14 protein-coding genes and 1 other RNA gene are annotated in these 16,394 nt (G+C 45.3%); 1 reads left to right on the top strand and 14 read right to left on the bottom strand.

What is annotated here, in order from left to right:
* Positions 1-382: 382 nt before the first annotated feature.
* From B9A22_RS03490 to ssrA, 5 genes are all read right to left on the bottom strand, one after another.
* A complete protein-coding gene (locus B9A22_RS03490; RefSeq protein WP_084574286.1) occupies positions 383-1,651 on the bottom strand; it encodes an IS110 family RNA-guided transposase in 1,269 nt (422 codons plus the stop codon).
* Positions 1,652-2,002: 351 nt separating this feature from the next.
* Positions 2,003-3,301 (bottom strand): group II intron reverse transcriptase/maturase, encoded by a 1,299-nt coding sequence (gene ltrA, locus B9A22_RS03485; protein WP_084574284.1) that lies wholly within the window; start codon positions 3,299-3,301, stop codon positions 2,003-2,005.
* Between the two features lie 860 nt (positions 3,302-4,161).
* Positions 4,162-4,422, bottom strand: a complete 261-nt coding sequence (locus tag B9A22_RS03480; RefSeq protein WP_084574282.1) for a hypothetical protein — start codon at positions 4,420-4,422, stop codon at positions 4,162-4,164.
* A 245-nt stretch (positions 4,423-4,667) separates the two neighbouring features.
* The gene (locus B9A22_RS03475; RefSeq protein ID WP_084574280.1) at positions 4,668-5,165 is read right to left on the bottom strand and encodes an HNH endonuclease; all 498 of its coding nucleotides are present in this window, start codon (positions 5,163-5,165) and stop codon (positions 4,668-4,670) included.
* Between the two features lie 68 nt (positions 5,166-5,233).
* Positions 5,234-5,580, bottom strand: a transfer-messenger RNA (tmRNA) gene (gene ssrA, locus B9A22_RS03470).
* Between the two features lie 166 nt (positions 5,581-5,746).
* Between ssrA and B9A22_RS03465 the strand changes: the two genes are divergently transcribed.
* Positions 5,747-6,643: a DMT family transporter gene (locus B9A22_RS03465; RefSeq protein WP_084574278.1), complete on the top strand. Its 897-nt coding sequence runs from the start codon at positions 5,747-5,749 to the stop codon at positions 6,641-6,643.
* 3 nt (positions 6,644-6,646) lie between these two features.
* On the opposite strand, the gene smpB is transcribed toward B9A22_RS03465, so the two are convergent.
* From smpB to gpmI, 9 genes are all read right to left on the bottom strand, one after another.
* Positions 6,647-7,117: an SsrA-binding protein SmpB gene (gene smpB, locus B9A22_RS03460; protein ID WP_084574277.1), complete on the bottom strand. Its 471-nt coding sequence runs from the start codon at positions 7,115-7,117 to the stop codon at positions 6,647-6,649.
* A gap of 107 nt (positions 7,118-7,224) precedes the next feature.
* Positions 7,225-9,504 (bottom strand): ribonuclease R, encoded by a 2,280-nt coding sequence (gene rnr, locus B9A22_RS03455; protein WP_245823768.1) that lies wholly within the window; start codon positions 9,502-9,504, stop codon positions 7,225-7,227.
* Positions 9,497-9,892: a PaaI family thioesterase gene (locus tag B9A22_RS03450; protein WP_084574273.1), complete on the bottom strand. Its 396-nt coding sequence runs from the start codon at positions 9,890-9,892 to the stop codon at positions 9,497-9,499. Before B9A22_RS03450 ends, rnr begins: the two co-directional genes overlap by 8 nt.
* A 21-nt stretch (positions 9,893-9,913) precedes the next feature.
* Complete coding sequence (locus tag B9A22_RS03445) at positions 9,914-10,645, bottom strand: alpha/beta hydrolase (protein ID WP_084574271.1); 732 nt, start codon at positions 10,643-10,645, stop codon at positions 9,914-9,916.
* A gap of 106 nt (positions 10,646-10,751) precedes the next feature.
* Positions 10,752-12,758, bottom strand: a complete 2,007-nt coding sequence (locus B9A22_RS03440; RefSeq protein ID WP_084574269.1) for a sodium-translocating pyrophosphatase — start codon at positions 12,756-12,758, stop codon at positions 10,752-10,754.
* 82 nt (positions 12,759-12,840) lie between these two features.
* The gene (secG, locus tag B9A22_RS03435; RefSeq protein WP_084574267.1) at positions 12,841-13,071 is read right to left on the bottom strand and encodes a preprotein translocase subunit SecG; all 231 of its coding nucleotides are present in this window, start codon (positions 13,069-13,071) and stop codon (positions 12,841-12,843) included.
* Positions 13,072-13,272: 201 nt separating this feature from the next.
* On the bottom strand, positions 13,273-13,509 hold the full coding sequence (locus B9A22_RS03430) for a hypothetical protein (protein WP_084574265.1): 237 nt from the start codon (positions 13,507-13,509) through the stop codon (positions 13,273-13,275).
* Between the two features lie 27 nt (positions 13,510-13,536).
* Positions 13,537-14,823: a phosphopyruvate hydratase gene (gene eno / locus B9A22_RS03425; RefSeq protein ID WP_084574263.1), complete on the bottom strand. Its 1,287-nt coding sequence runs from the start codon at positions 14,821-14,823 to the stop codon at positions 13,537-13,539.
* A gap of 11 nt (positions 14,824-14,834) precedes the next feature.
* Positions 14,835-16,376, bottom strand: a complete 1,542-nt coding sequence (gene gpmI / locus B9A22_RS03420) for a 2,3-bisphosphoglycerate-independent phosphoglycerate mutase (RefSeq protein ID WP_084574262.1) — start codon at positions 16,374-16,376, stop codon at positions 14,835-14,837.
* Positions 16,377-16,394 lie beyond the last annotated feature (18 nt).

The raw sequence follows: 16,394 nt of genomic DNA, 5'->3' as shown, positions 1-16,394 counted from the left end.
TGATTCTACAAATCCTTTATGCTGAACTACTTTCACAACTTCTAGATAACCGTGTAAAGTCCTCTTGCGACGATGAACTTAATGATAAAAATTTGAATTACAAAGAATACTTTTAAGCAGACAAGTAGCTAGTTACGCCGGTCGCCCAACCTTATCCCTCGTAGGCTTTCGCTGGCCCGGTTTAGCATTTCTCTGTGCCCCATTTTTACGGCTTTCATTTTTACTGGATGGACGTGGGGACGGGATGGACGCAGACCAGCTAAGTGAAGTCAAGTCCTAAAACTAAAAAAACTTGTACTAAAAAAGGGTATAGCAAACAAACCTTCAAAAAATGTGAACATTATTTAATAAGGACATGCTAATATTCAGTTTTTAGCCGAGTTTACGCTGCCTTTTTTCTGCTGGCTTGATACAGCGCAACTTGCTGTTCGGGAGTAATTAAACAAAAAGGCTGTTTGTTTTTTAGGACAGAAAAAATAATTCGTAGAAGCTTATTCATAACTGCACCTAGTGCTTGCTTTTTAGGTTTTGACTCAATTTTCTTTTTGTAATATTCGTAGATGACTGAATTTACGAGCGACCCGTTAGGACTTTTGCGAATAGCAGTTGTTGCGGCAACATATAATGCTCGTCGTAAGAAAGGAGAACCTCTTTTTGTCACCTTGTTTCTGGTACCAACAAACTTCCCGGACTGGCGCACAGATGGATCAATTCCACAATAAGCTACAAGCTGTTTGGCATTGGTAAATCGCATGATATCGCCTACTTCTCCCACAATAAGCGGTGCCAATGTTTCACCTATACCAGGTATGCTTTTAAGCAATGCGATTTCAGGAAGTTGTTCTGCCCATTTATTAATTTCACCATCAATGGCTTTAATTTGGGCATCCATGAATCGTATATTGCTAGCATAAATTTGTATAACACTAAAATTGGCTGACATCTGAATACCAGTAAATTCGGCATCTTTGGCACAATCCAATAAGGCTTCATATTTTTTATGGGCATAGTCTTTGCCGCGTCGCGGCAGGGTTTCTAACATTTCTATTATCGCTTTATGGTTGGAAGTCTTTGACCATTCCGCAGGAGCTGGAAACTGAGTTAGTAGAGTGAGAGCTGTTAAAGATGATGGCTCGAAGACTTTGGGGAACAAAGGTGCAACTTGCTCAATTGCGGCAATGAGTTGATTCAAAATACCAGCACGTTGTTCTACTAATTGAAATCTAGTTCTCGATAATGTTTTTAAATTTGCTAATACCTCGCTTGGCATATAGGTGTTGTGTAAATCTTGGGTAAAGAACAATTTGGCTAAATCAACTGCGTCAACTTGGTCGGTCTTTACTTTTCTTACAGATGAATTTTTGATAGAATGTGAAATAAGGGGATTGATGAGGAAGACATCAAGCTCCTGTTTCAAAAAAAAGTGGACAATGCGTTGAGAGAAGTGACCTGTCGATTCTAGGACAATTGCCGGTTTACTACCAAACGCGTCTTCCACTTTTTTTATTTCTCCTAAAGCGAAAGAAAGCCCCTTTTTAGTGTTTAGGGCTTTAAATGGATTCAATAAAATTGTACCGTTAGGAGAAACAGCAGCATAAACACAAAAGTCTTTAGCAACATCAATACCGATAGCAGGACGACTAATCAACATAGAGACCTCCTAAGAATTAGTCCGAAGGATTATCCATTCCATCGTCAAAGATCACAGCCTTGCACGTGAAGCGGGAATAGACTCCCAACCAGCTAAAACGTAAATGCTTTGGAAATGGATGAATTGTCAGCGTGATGGGTATAGAAAAATCTTCCCTGGGACAGTTACATTCATATCCTTCCATCCCATTATACACAAAACTGATTGTTCGGAGATTTTGTACTCCCAGATGGATAACCCTTCTGTACTATATCTTACAGGTCGAGTAGAAGCGCACCTCACGGCACGCAACCCTCACAGAACCGGACTTGCCCTATTAAGGCATCCGGCTCTTCATATCAGCATTCGCATCTAACCATAGATATTTACATAGGTTCTCGCTTTAGCCAAAGGGAACCGGTTTTCCAGCTTTATAAAACCTTCCCAAGTTAGACTCTTCTTCTGGCTTCTGCGATTAAGGACTTCAAACAGCTTACGCCGTATGCGATATCTATATGTATTAATTCCTTTACTGTTATCCGTCACTCCATAGTAGCGGAAATGCCCGACCAACTTAGCATTTACCTGCTTGATTAATTCTCCTACCTCAGTATGCATGTTATTGTGTAGCCACTTAGTAAAGTCCTTTAGTTTTGCTTTCATTTTCTTCCTACTGGTTTTTCTTTTAACACGAAATTTGCCAGTTTTACTCTTACTGCAGTAGTGAGTAAATCCTAGAAAGTCGAATGTATTCGGTTTGCTTTCTTCTCGCCTTGCGCGATTATCTGCGGAAAATCGCCCAAATTCTATTACTTTCGTTTTCTCTTTGGCTATCTCCAGATTGAATTTCTTCAGTCTGTCTATCAGTTTCCCATAGAAGCTTTCTGCATCTGTTTGATATTGAAAGAAGCACACAAAATCATCAGCATATCTGACCAGATATGCTTCACCCCTGCTCTCCTTTTTAATCTTCACCGTGAACCATAAATCCAACACATAGTGCAGATACACATTTGCTAATGTGGGGGAGATGATTCCTCCCTGCGGCGTTCCTTTATCGGTCTCGTACTCAATTCCAGCCTCTATCACCCCGGCTTTTAGAAATCTTTGTATCAGCCGAAGTAGATTACGATCTTCAATTCGCTCTTGCAGGAACTTCATCATCCAGCTATGACTGACGTTATCGAAAAATCCTTTGATATCTGCGTCCACTACATAGTTGACCTTTTTGGTTATCACTATGTTGGCGAGTTCTTTCAGTGCATCGTGACAACTCTTCCCTGGTCTAAAACCATAGGAGCACTCTAGGAATTCCTCCTCGTAAATTGCTGTCAGTATTTCATTTAGAACTTTCTGCACCAACTTGTCTTCGTATGCCGGTATTCCCAGCGGTCGCTTCTTACCATCGGCTTTCGGTATGCAGACTCTTTTTACGGGTTGCGGCTTGTACCCCTGCCGCTTCATTCTGTCCAGTAGGTCTGTTAGGTTTTCCTCTAACTTTTCACCATATTCTTCTTTTGTTATAGCGTCAATACCTGTTGCTTTATTCATTTGCATACAGCTATGAGCAACCTTCAGGCTTTCTTCGTCAATAACATGTATCAAGGTTTGTAATTTGATTCTCGGTCGTTGTTTGGCTAGTTCGGCTATCCTTGTTAGTTTAGTTCTCAATGGTTTCTCTGCCTCCAGTGCAGCATTGTTTCCCTTTTCAAGGGCACTGCTATGTTACGCCCTTCCTTCTGCGAGCATTACCCCGACTCATCAGTACTATGACGTAATCCGACTCCCTACCGACTATTTGACTTCCTCGTCTTCAACTTGTCCGCCATACTCCTTTGGAGGGCGGCAGGGTCTCCCAAGTTCACACGGAGTAACAATGTGTAGCATGCCAAGACCTTCGACCCCGGGGCGCCGCGTCTAACTCGCCTTCTTCGCTAGACTCAGTGTTGTCTTCTGCTCGTCCCATACATCAACCTTTCCCATTATCAACCATTTCGGGGTTCTACATCTTCAGCTTGTGCTTTCGGCCTACTACCTTTCTTGCCTACGCTTAGACCTGGCGTTACCGCTTCAGTCCCAAGGCTGGATACTGAGTGACTGGCTAGGCCTTCTCAGGCGGGATTCTCACCCGCTATACTCCGTGCGCTTCTTGGCGCACGGGACGGTGGTTGTGTCTGCATAAAGACAGCACCACCGTCCCCACGTCTTCCACGTCTTCCACGTCTTCCGCGGAGCTGAGTGAGCCAACAGCATGTTAAGATTCTGAGGTCAATTCAGTAATGCGCTGGCGGCGTTTCATGTCGTCCTCGTAGTTGAGCAATTTGCCGTTCCAGTAATTAGCGTACTCTTTGTATCCTTTGAAGATGAAGCCAACGTGATGCTCCATGGGGAGTATGTATGCCGGGAGATGCTCCACGCCATGCCGGTACGCTTTCTCAATGCGATGATGACCGTCAATAAGGTTGTAGCCCCGTGCTTTCCAATCCGTAGGGGTGATGTCAGGATAATATTCAAGCTTGTCAGGGGCAATCTCAGCAAGGCCGTTTCAAATCCGCTAGTTCGACGTACTCATCATCAGGGCTGTCGTCTTTATGCCAATCAGATACGACAACCGAGACTTGCAAAAACTCATTCTTGTGCTCAGCCACATAGGCAAGAAGTTGTTCAACGTTAAAGTGGAAATATCCATTCAGGAACGTCTCATCATAGTCATTAGGCAGGCGCGGCTCAAAGTCCTCTGGAATTATCAGTTTCCTTGCATGTCTCAGTTTCGACATTCTCGACTTTTTCATACTCGCTTCCTTCCTTATGTTGTCGTCAGTATCTTACCATATTCGGACAGTGTCAGGGACAGGGTTATTGACACTTTTATATTTTTAAAATAATACCACAACTAACACCTGTAAGTCTTTCAAGCTGCCAAATTGATAAGTTATGTTTCGCTTTAAGCATTCTTAAATTGCCCACCGATCCGCGACCTTACAAATCCACCTTATAAATTAACTGACACCCACTCCATTATCGCGTGGTTTCTCATCTAGTACACATATAACTCCATATCTTCCTTAACCCCATTCTTATAGTTGCTTACAAATGTCTTGGTTCCGGCCTCATAGTTGCACCGGGCATGACTAAAAGCAATATTATCCATATCATAAAAGAGCTGCGCAGGATCATCGCCCAGCAACCAGGACTCTTTATGATCGATGGTAAAATCGGTAATGTCGTCAATTTTTTCGCCGCAGCGATAACAGCTATCCATATTGCACTTTTTTGCCAGTTCAAACATCAAGAGTTTGTTCAGTTTTGATTTAGCTGTGCTTAATTTTTCTCCGAGCAATTGTTGAATTTTCTTGGTTCTGCGTTGGTGGGGTTTCAGTCCATCTTCAGGTGTGTTATGCCTAATTTTATTGGCATAAATACCAGTGCAACTACGGCTACAAAAAAAATACTCCCGGCCTTCTTTTTGCTGTCTTCTCACTTCTTTATCCGGTTTTTCAAATTCATTGCCACATAGGTGACATATGATTTTCATATAAAACAAAACCTCCACCATTGATATAATATATCTATATTATATCAATGGTGGAGGGGATATTCAACTGGTGGAGGCGAGGAGAATCGAACTCCTGTCCAAAAGCATTACTGCATAGGCTTCTCCGAGCGCAGTCGGTGATTTAAATTTTGCGCTTTTGCCGCCCACAGACAGGCTGCTCAAGCACTATCTCGATAAAGTTTTCCAGTCGGCTCTCCGAGAATTGAGCCTCAGGTATCCCACTAAGTGACGTCCTATCCTAGGCCGCGGGAGTGCGTAGGTAGAACGTTAGCATTAAGCTGCTAAAGCGTATTCGTTGTTTGCTTTTACTTTAGGTCCACCGTGTTGACGGGCTGATGGAACCCCGGCTCGCTACCCATACCATAACTACCCCTGTCGAAACCAGTACGCCCCCGTATAATGGGGATGGCATGTCTTAATTACACTGCAAACACTATATACACTTCAATATTAATTTATTATATCATAAAGATTGATTTCAGCCAAATTAAAGTTTTACCATTTTTATACGCTGCACAGGAGATACTTAAGCCATCGCCGAATATATTGGGGCTAAGGGAGTGATTGAATTGAAACAACAACACACCGGGGCGCTGCTGGTCGCAGCATCGGCTGCCGGATTTGCCACTTTAGCCATTTTTATTAAATTTGCCTACGCCGCCGGGGCCAATATTATTACTATTCTGGCTGGGCGGTTTGTCATCGCAGCAATTTGCCTGGCATTAATTCTGAGAATGCGCGGTATTTCACTGGCTATTGATAGAAACCTCATGAAGCAGTTGTTTTTCATGGGCGGCATCGGTTATGGCGCTATGTCACTGCTATTTGCCTCATCCCTAAAACATCTGCCTGCATCGTTGGCCGCTATGCTGCTCTACACCTATCCAGCACTTGTCAGTGTGCTGTCTTTTGGGCTAGGTGATGAGCAATATACCTGGCAAAAAGGCTTGGCACTGGCGATCTGCTTTTCCGGCTTGTTTCTTGTTCTTGGCGTATCCTTCGACAATCTGAGTATGCTGGGCCTTGTTTTTGGTCTGGGTGCGGCTTTCGTCTATTCGGTTTACATTGTCGTAGGCAACAGGTTTTTGAAAAATGTTAATCCTATGGTTACTACCACCTATGTCTGTGCCTCAGCCGCTGCCATCTTTATCCTGGTTGGGACAGTGACAGGCACGCTGATTTTGAACCTGTCATTACAAGGCTGGTTAGCTATTATTGGCATTGCACTACTGCCAACTATTATTGGTATTATGGGCTTTTTTGCAGGTATGATTCATATTGGTGCCACAAATGCTTCTATTATCAGTACTCTGGAACCAGTCATGACAGTGCTGCTCTCAGTTGCCCTGCTTAATGAAAAGATAACGCCGCTGCAAGTGGGCGGCGGCGTTCTAATACTTGGCGGTATATTGATTTTACAGCTCTGGGCGGGGAAAAGCGAGGTCGCTGAAGGTTAGAGTTTACTCCTTTTGCCTGTCGCGTAATGCCCGCTCCATATCCCTTTTGGCATCCTTATCGGCAAGATCCTGGCGTTTATCATAAGTATGCTTACCAGTAGCTAGTCCTAGTTCAACCTTGACTTTGCCTTTAGTAAAGTATAGTTTTAGCGGCACCAGAGTATACCCTTTTTCTTTGGTCTTGCCAATTAACTTGTTTATTTCATACCGATGCATCAAGAGCTTGCGGGTACGCAGCGGTTCGTGGTTAAATCGGTTGCCTTGCTCATAGGGACTGATATGCATGTTGTGCAGCATGAGTTCGGCATTATCAATCCTGGCATAGGAATCTTTTAGGTTTGCCTTACCGGCCCGGAGTGATTTTACTTCAGTGCCGGTAAGCGCAATTCCGGCCTCATAGGTCTCATGTATATGATAATCGTGGCGGGCCTTCCGGTTTTCCGCCGCTATTTTTATGCCTGTTTCCTTGCTCACTGCTTCTCACCTCTTAGAATCCTGCTTGATATGCATAACTATTGTATATGATCTGCCGTCATACGTCAATTGGTTTGCTTCCAAACAGGCGAGGTTAGATTGGTACGTTATATCTTCGGCACTCTGGGCTTCTTGGGCCTGGCGACAGTAGAAGGTTTCTTTTTGGCCTTAACTGCTGCTTTACCAGCACTTCGCCCTACTCCAGACTTGCTGCGCCTGTTGTCATCTGCTTGATCTGTAACAGACTTTAAAGGTTTACCTTCAATTGAGAGCACATAGTCAATGGTTCGTTCAGCCGGATTAACTTTGGCGACGATAATCTTGACATTGTCGCCCAGCCGGTAAACCTTGCTGGTACGCTCCCCGATCAAGGAATATTGTTCTTCCACATACTGATAATAATCATCATCCATACTCGATACACGGACTAAACCTTCAATGCCATTACTGATCTCAACAAAAAATCCAAAGGCTGTGACTCCGCTGATGATGCCGTCAAATTCCTGACCAACAAATTGGGCCATATACTCAACCTTTTTCAGATCAACGGTTGCCCGTTCGGCTTCAGCAGCCGCCCGCTCCCGCTCAGAAGAATGCAAGGCAATTTCAGGCAACATGACAGATAGTTTTTGGCTGCGCTTGGCTGATATATCGCCAGCAGAGAAGGTTTCACGAATAATTCGATGGACAATCAAGTCCGGATAACGCCTGATTGGCGAGGTAAAGTGAGTATAATAGGTGGCTGCCAGGCCAAAATGTCCGAGATTTTCGGCATCATAGCGGGCCTGTTTTAGTGAACGCAGCATTACGGTGCTAATAATGCGTTCTTCTGGTTGTCCGGCAATCTTACTTAATACTCGTTGCAACGCCATTGGCTGAATTTCTTGGGTCTTGGGTATGTGCTGACCGAAATTACTAAGCAATACGTTAAGCCTAGCCATTTTCTCTTCGTCAGGTTCTTCATGTACTCTGAACATGGACGGAACACCCAGCCAGTGCATATGCTCAGCAACTGTCTCATTGGCGACAAGCATAAATTCTTCAATGATGGATTCGGCAATACTGCGAATCCTTTTTTCTATGGCGATCGGCCGGCCTTGGTCATCCAGCTTGACTTTAATTTCCGGGAAATCAAAATCAATAGCTCCCCGGCGCATACGGCGATCACGCAAAATCCTGCATAGCCGCTCCATCTCTTCTAACGGCGCGACCAAATCAGCATACTTGTCCCTCAAGGCCTCATCATGATCAGCGACAATTTGCCGCACAATATTGTATGTCAGTCGGGTTTTGACCCTGATGACACTTGGGAATATTTCATGGTTTACTACTTGGCCACGCCCGTCAATCTCCATCTGTGCTGACAGCGCCAACCGGTCTTCACCTGCATTCAGGCTGCAAATGCCGTTTGACAATCGGGGCGGCAGCATCGGCAGTACCCGATCAACTAGGTAAACGCTAGTACCTCTAGCTCTGGCCTCGTTGTCTAGTGGCGTGTTCTCCCGCACATAGTGGCTGACATCAGCAATGCTTACATTCAGCAGATAGCGCCCGTTTTTGAGGCGTTCTACATACACAGCATCATCTAAGTCTTTGGCATCGTCACCGTCAATTGTGACAAGGTTAAGTTCCCTGAGGTCGCGTCGTCCTAATAAATCCTCATCACTGATTGTTGTCTTAACACGATCAGCAGCCTGTTCAACTTCTGGCGGGAATTCTGTAGGCAAGTTATGTTTTTTGATAATAGATAGTATCTCAATCCCCGGGTCGCCCCGACTACCCAGCACCTCGATAATCCGGCCTTCTGCGCTTTTTTGCTTTTGGGGCCACTCGATAATTTCCACAACAACCTTTGAGCCTGTTTTAGCCCCGTTAAACTCTTCTTTGGATATGAAGATATCCCGGCCAATCCTGCGATCATCAGGCAGAACAAAACCAAAATTACGGCTTGCTTCAAACGTTCCCACAACCTTGGTATTAGCCCGGCTAACTACCCGGATGATCTCACCCTCAACAGCTTTCCCAGACATATGCTTCCGGTGCATACGGGCCACAACTCTGTCACCATGCATGGCGCCGCCAATCGCGTCAGGCGGGATGAAAACATCTTCAAGTTCTTGATTCTCCGGTAGAATAAAGCCAAAACCCTTGGTTGTTGCGGAAAACTTGCCCACAACCAAGTTCATAAGGCCAGGCACCCCGTATTTTCCATAGCGGGTTTTTATGATAGCAGCAGTGGCCTCAAGCTTGTCCAATATCTGCCAAAAATCTTCTAACTCTTTACCGCGAATATTTAGCCCATCAGCCAGATCCTCAGCAGTGAGCGGTTTATAGGCTTCTTCCCTCATGAACTCAAGTATTCTTTCAGCCAAGTCCATATTACTCATCTCCTTTTATGGCAACTGTCGCCTTTCCTTCAGCCGTTACCGTTCCGTCCGGCAAAGTAATTTTACCGGCTAGTTCATACATTTTTCCCCGTTGGCCGGTAATCCATCCGCTGACCGTCAATTCTTGTCCAATTGGGGTGGGATGGCGGAATCGTACTTCCAGCTTGGCAGTGACAGCACTTAGCCCTTTGGCATACAGGTAACGGGCCATGATCTCATCTAACAGCGTACTTACCAGGCCGCCATGCACTATACCGTCATAGCCCTGATGTTCAGGACCAGGAATAAAGGTTGTGATATATGTATTATCTTCCTCGATAAAGGTGAGTTTAAGTCCAATTGGATTATGTGGGCCACAGGCAAAACACCATTGGTTGCTCTCGTTCATCAATGCACCTCATTCAATTTTCTAAGCCAGGAATTGGCCGATCTTCTCGAAAACAGCTTCACGTTCTATGTCAAGAGTGACAATATGCCCTGACTTATTAAGCCACATAAGTTGTTTCTCCGAGCTTCCCAGCTTATCATAGATATACTGGGCGCTTTCCGGTTCGACAGTGTGTTCTTTTCTTGATTGAATAACAAGTGTGGGCACTGTGACTGACGGCAGGAGTGCATCAACATGCTTAATCAGGTTAATCAGGCTGGACAAGCTGCTGAGCGGTGTGACCTCATAAGTAATCGAGTAGTCTTCGCCTCGATCTGGCAGGCGTTTGCGCGTTTTAGGAACAAAGTTGGTAAATATCCGGTACAGTGGCAGCAATTTTATTCGCTTATTCGCAATGTAAATGGGGGCACTAATTACAGCCAGCCGTCTGATTGGATATTCACTGGCCAGCTTAAGTGTTAAGAGGCCACCCATAGACAAACCTACCGCCGAGACAGTACTGCATACTCCGGTTAACAGGTGATAGCCGTCTTCGACGTTGCCATACCAGTGCGGCCATGCAGTTTTCGCCATTTCTTCCGGTGTCGTTCCGTGCCCTGGTAGTCGTGGAGCAAATACAGTATAGCCCAGATTATTTAAGTATTCCCCCGCAAGGCGCATCTCAGACGGTGCGCCGGTAAAACCATGTACTAAGAGTACACCGTTTTGACCGCCAGGCAGAAAAAAAGGCTCAGCTCCCGGCATTACAGCCAAGTAAAATTCCCCCAATGTTTAAGTAATATAATTATTATACCATTATCTGCCACCAATAACAAAACGCCAAGCTAAAATAGCTTGGCGTTTACTAAACGTTAATGATTTAGAAGAAAAGAAGCGGAGCAATGATGAGCGAGATAGTACCGGCAACTTTAATCAGCGGGTTCATGGCCGGACCTGAAGTGTCCTTGAACGGGTCGCCGACAGTATCGCCGATAACAGCGGCAGCATGGGTCGGGGTGCCTTTGCCGCCATATTTTCCAGTCTCAATCCATTTTTTAGCATTGTCCCAAGCGCCACCAGCGTTAGACATGAACAAGGCTAAGAGTACGCCGGCGGCAGTAGCACCAGCCAGGAAACCAGCAAGAGCTTTCGCGCCAAGCACAAAACCTACAAGGATAGGTGCACCTACGGCAAAGATACCAGGCAGCATCATTTCGCGGATAGCCGCCTTAGTACTAATATCAACACAACTAGCATAGTCAGGACGACCAGTGCCTTCCATAATGCCAGGGATTTCGCGGAACTGACGGCGAACCTCAGCGATCATTTCAAACGCAGCTTTACCTACAGCTTCCATAGTGAATGCGCAGACCAGGAACGGCAGGGTTGCACCAAGGAAAATACCGATAATTACACCTGGTTCGGTCAGATTGATCACCAGATGACCGTTAACGACTAGACCAGACAGCTTAGGGTTTTTTGCAATCTCTTCTCCGAAAGCGGTGAACAGAGCCAGTGCAGTAAGCGCAGCCGAACCAATAGCAAAACCTTTAGCAATGGCAGCAGTAGTATTACCGACAGCATCCAGTTTGTCCGTGGTTTTACGAACCTCAGGACCAAGATCAGCCATTTCGGCAATCCCGCCAGCGTTGTCGGCAACAGGACCAAAAGAGTCAACAGCAACAACCATACCGGCAGTGCACAGCATACCCATTGCAGCCATGGCAATACCATAAATGCCCGCCTGGCCATAGGCAACCCAGATGGCAACAGCAAATACCAGCATTGGCAGACCGGTACTTCTTAGACCAAGAGCGATACCGGCAATAACATTGGTAGCCGGACCAGTTTGCGAGGCATCAGCAATATGCTGAGTAGGCGGCTTATTATTAGCAGTGTAATATTCTGTAATCATACCAACAAGTACGTTAACAGCTAGACCCGAAATAACTGCAATCGTAATGCCTACAGCTTTTCCTGGAAGCATTACACTGGCGATAGCATAGGTAGAAATAGCGACAAGAATATTGGTTCCCCAAATACCTCTATTTAGAGCAGCCAAAGGATCGCCATCTTCACTGGTTCTAACCAAGAAAGTGCTAATAATAGAGGCAAAAATACCAGCTGCACCAATTACAAGCGGGAATAGTACACCATTGATATTCCCCGGGAAAACAGTTTGTCCGATAAGCATAGCAGCAATAGCAGTAGCTGCATATGATTCGAATAGGTCAGCACCCATGCCTGCAGTATCACCAACGTTGTCGCCAACATTGTCAGCAATAACAGCCGGATTACGGGGATCATCCTCAGGGATGCCTGCTTCAACTTTACCTACAAGGTCAGCACCGACGTCAGCAGCCTTGGTAAAAATACCGCCGCCAACACGGGCAAAAAATGCAATGGCACTAGCGCCAAAAGCAAAACTATTAATAACAACAGGATCGCCGAAGACTATGTATAATCCAGATACACCCAAGAGACCAAGACCAGCAACCGACATACCCATTACCGCGCCAGCGCGGAAAGAAACGCCGAGAGCTTTGTTAAGGCTGGTTCGGGCAGCTTCGGTAGTACGGGCGTTAGATTTAGTAGTGGCAGTCATGCCCACATACCCGGCAATTGCTGAGCTTATAGCGCCTACCAGGAAAGACACGGCCAACTTGTAACCATCAACAAAGAATAAAACAAAAAAGATAACAATAGTAAACGGAATGAGCGTTTTGTACTGGCGATTGAGGAAGGCCATAGCACCTTCAAAAATTGCCTGAGAAATTTCCTGCATTTTGGCGTTGCCAGGGCTTTCCTTTAAAACGCTAGACATCAGATAACCGGCAAATGCCAGCGCCACAAGACCTGCAACTGGCGCAATGTACAATAAATCCATTATTTACTTTCCTCCTTTGAGCTAGAAAACCTGAAAAATACCCCAATATGCTGGAGAACATCCAGCTATTGAGGTTAGTGCCCTACTGCATCAATTTGGCCAAAGCCAATGTTACGGCTCCGAACAATGCTGCAATGATAATTGTTGCCTTTGCCAGAATTTCATCAAGTCCTTTACGCTTGCCGCCGAAAATAGATTCGGCCCCTCCGGCAATTGAACCTGACAAACCGGCACTCTTACCTGACTGCAGCACTACAGCTACAATTAATGCAATTGAAAGTACTGCCTCCAAAATCATCAGCCCTGTTATCACTTTCCTTACACCCCCCACGACTGATACCATTATCCCTTGCTACAATAGTGTTTGCCAAGGCCTTACAATATTCTAACATACTTAAATGACTCTTGACAATTATTTAGTCAATATTTTCACATATTTACTATACATATTTTTCCCTTTTAGTAAAAAAAATAAACAGCCGAATGAAATCCGGCTGTTTTAAGTTTTCTTTTTTTACGCCTTCGGGGAGGTTTGAACCGGTTTGGGATGGTCAACATAGGATGCGGTATTAACAACATGTGTATTTAGGCGACTGGTACAGCCAAATCTGCCTTCATCTTGCTGGATTACTTCCATATCAGAACTGCCGCAGTGTTCACAGACATTCTTATTTAAGCATTCTATCAACTCATGCTCACATTGGTACAAATAACCACAGTCACTGCATCTAAGCAAATATCCCTTCGGCATTTAGTTCACCTCCTTCCGGCGCGAACTCTATCTCAGGTTATAAAAAACTTTGCGACCGCGGTATTGAGCCAAATCACCGAGTTGCTCTTCAATGCGGAGCAATTGGTTGTATTTAGCAACACGATCAGTCCGGGCAGGAGCACCGGTTTTAATCTGGCCAGCATTAACGGCTACAGCAATATCGGCAATTGTAGCGTCCTCAGTTTCGCCTGAACGGTGAGAGATAACGCAGGTATAGCCGGCACGTTTAGCCATTTCGATGGTGTCAAAGGTTTCAGTCAGTGTACCGATTTGGTTTACTTTGACCAAAATGGAGTTAGCGGTTCTGGTATCAATGCCTCGGCTTAAACGCTCAACATTGGTAACAAACAAGTCGTCACCTACCAGCTGGATTTTGCTGCTCAAACGCTCTGTCAAAAGTTTCCAGCCATCCCAATCATCTTCTGACATACCATCTTCAATCGAAATGATCGGATATTTATCAACTAACTGACTATAGTATTCCACCATTTCAGCCGGAGTTTTCACAACACCCTCGCCTTCGAGATGGTAATTTCCGTCTTTAAATAATTCAGTGGCTGCAACATCAAGGCCAAGCATTACTTGTTCGCCAGGTTTGTAGCCGGCTTTTTCAATGGCTTCAATGATAACTTTAAGCGCCTCTTCGTTTGATGCCAGGTTAGGAGCAAAACCGCCTTCGTCGCCGACAGCAGTAGCCAGCTTGCGGCCAGTAAGCACCTTTTTAAGGCTGTGATAAATCTCTGAGCCCATTCTCAAAGCTTCGCTGAAGCTTTCTGCACCTACCGGCAATACCATAAATTCCTGTACATCCACATTATTATCCGCATGTTTGCCGCCGTTTAAGATGTTCATCATCGGCACAGGCAGTTCTTTGGCATTGGCGCCGCCCAGATACTGGTACAGGGTAAGCCCAGATGAGGCAGCAGCAGCTTTGGCTACAGCCATCGACACACCCAGGATGGCGTTAGCACCTAATTTAGCTTTGTTAGGGGTACCATCAAGATCAATCATGGCTTGGTCAACGCCGATTTGATCAAGGGCATCCATACCAATAATTTCCGGGGTAATAATCTCGTTTACATTCTCAACCGCCTTGAGCACACCCTTGCCAAGATAGCGGTTTTTGTCACCATCTCGAAGCTCAACTGCTTCATACGCACCGGTGGATGCACCTGAGGGAACAGCGGCCCGGCCCATTGTGCCGTCTTCTAATAATACATCAACTTCCACCGTGGGGTTTCCCCGGGAATCCATAATTTCTCTGGCTAAAATATCAACGATTGTTGTCGACATGTATATTCCTCCTATTTTTCAATTAAACTTTTTCCAGTCATTTCAGCAGGCTGGGTAATACCGGCTATATCCAAAATAGTTGGCGCAATATCCGCTAAAATACCGTTATTCAGTTTAGCACCTCGGTGCGCTTCTGATACCAATACGAACGGCACTAAATTAGTAGTATGAGCAGTAAACGGAGCCCCTGTCTCAGGGTCACGCATAACTTCTGCATTGCCGTGGTCGGCAGTTATCATTGTAATGCCACCTCGACTACGCATGGTTTCAACAACGCGGCCAACACAAAGATCAACTGTTTTCACAGCACTCATAGCCGCCTCCAGTAAGCCTGTGTGGCCGACCATGTCACAGTTTGCATAGTTGAGGATAATCAGGTCATATTTGCCGGATTTAATGGCCTCAACAACTTTATCGGTAACCTCGAGTGCGCTCATCTCAGGTTTTAGATCATAAGTGGCTACCTTTGGTGAAGGAATCAAGAGACGCTCTTCACCTGGAAAGGGGTGCTCTTCGCCGCCATTAAAAAAGTAAGTAACATGAGCGTATTTTTCAGTTTCAGCGATGCGTAGTTGGGTAAAACCAGCTTTACTAACTACCTCACCTAGTGTGTTAACAGGATGAGTCGGCGGAAAAGCGACCGGCACTTTCAAAGCCTCGTCATATTGAGTCATTGTTGCAAAATGGAGCGGGAAGCAACCGTCTTTACGTTCAAATCCGTCAAACCCGATGTCAGTAAGTGCCCTTGTAAGCTGGCGAGCACGGTCAGGACGGAAGTTAAAGAAAATAACACCGTCATTCGGTTTTATACCACAATAACCACAATTACCAACAATGGTAGGCTCAACAAATTCATCGGTTTTTCCTTCTTTATATGAAGCCTCCACAGCTTCTACTGCGCTGGACGCGAGAGGACACTGACAATGAACAAGCGCCTCATACTCCTTGCTGATCCGTTCCCAGCGTTTATCTCGGTCCATTGCGTAGTAGCGTCCAGCAACTGTAGCAATCTGCCCTACACCGATTTCAGCCATTTTTTCTTCAAGTTCTTTAATGTAGGAAGTAGCACTTGATGGCGGAACATCCCGTCCGTCTAAAAAGGCGTGTACATAGACTTTCTCTATGCCATGCTGTTTGGCTAATTCCAGTAGAGCATATACATGGGTAATATGACTGTGTACGCCACCGTCAGACAATAAGCCCATAAGATGGAGTGCACTACCTGACGCTTTAGTTTGTTCACAAACTTGGCACAGTACCGGATTAGTGAAAAAATCTCCATCTTTAATTGATTTGCTAATACGGGTAAGCTCTTGGTAAATAACGCGGCCTGCGCCCATGTTAAGGTGGCCAACCTCCGAGTTTCCCATTTGTCCTTCCGGCAGTCCAACCTCTTCACCAGAACAGGCGAGCTTAGCCGTAGGATATAATTCTGTCAAGAGCTTGATATGCGTTGTATCAGCTCTTGCAATTGAGTTGAACTCGTCCTCTGCACGACCTATTCCCCAGCCGTCAAGGATAACAAGTGCAATTGGCGATAATAGTTTAGGCACAGTTTTATCTCCTTGTGG

Source organism: Sporomusa malonica, from assembly GCF_900176355.1.
GTDB lineage: Bacteria > Bacillota > Negativicutes > Sporomusales > Sporomusaceae > Sporomusa > Sporomusa malonica.
Note: the sequence above shows the minus strand (reverse complement) of the source record. Positions and strands in the feature narration are given on the sequence as shown.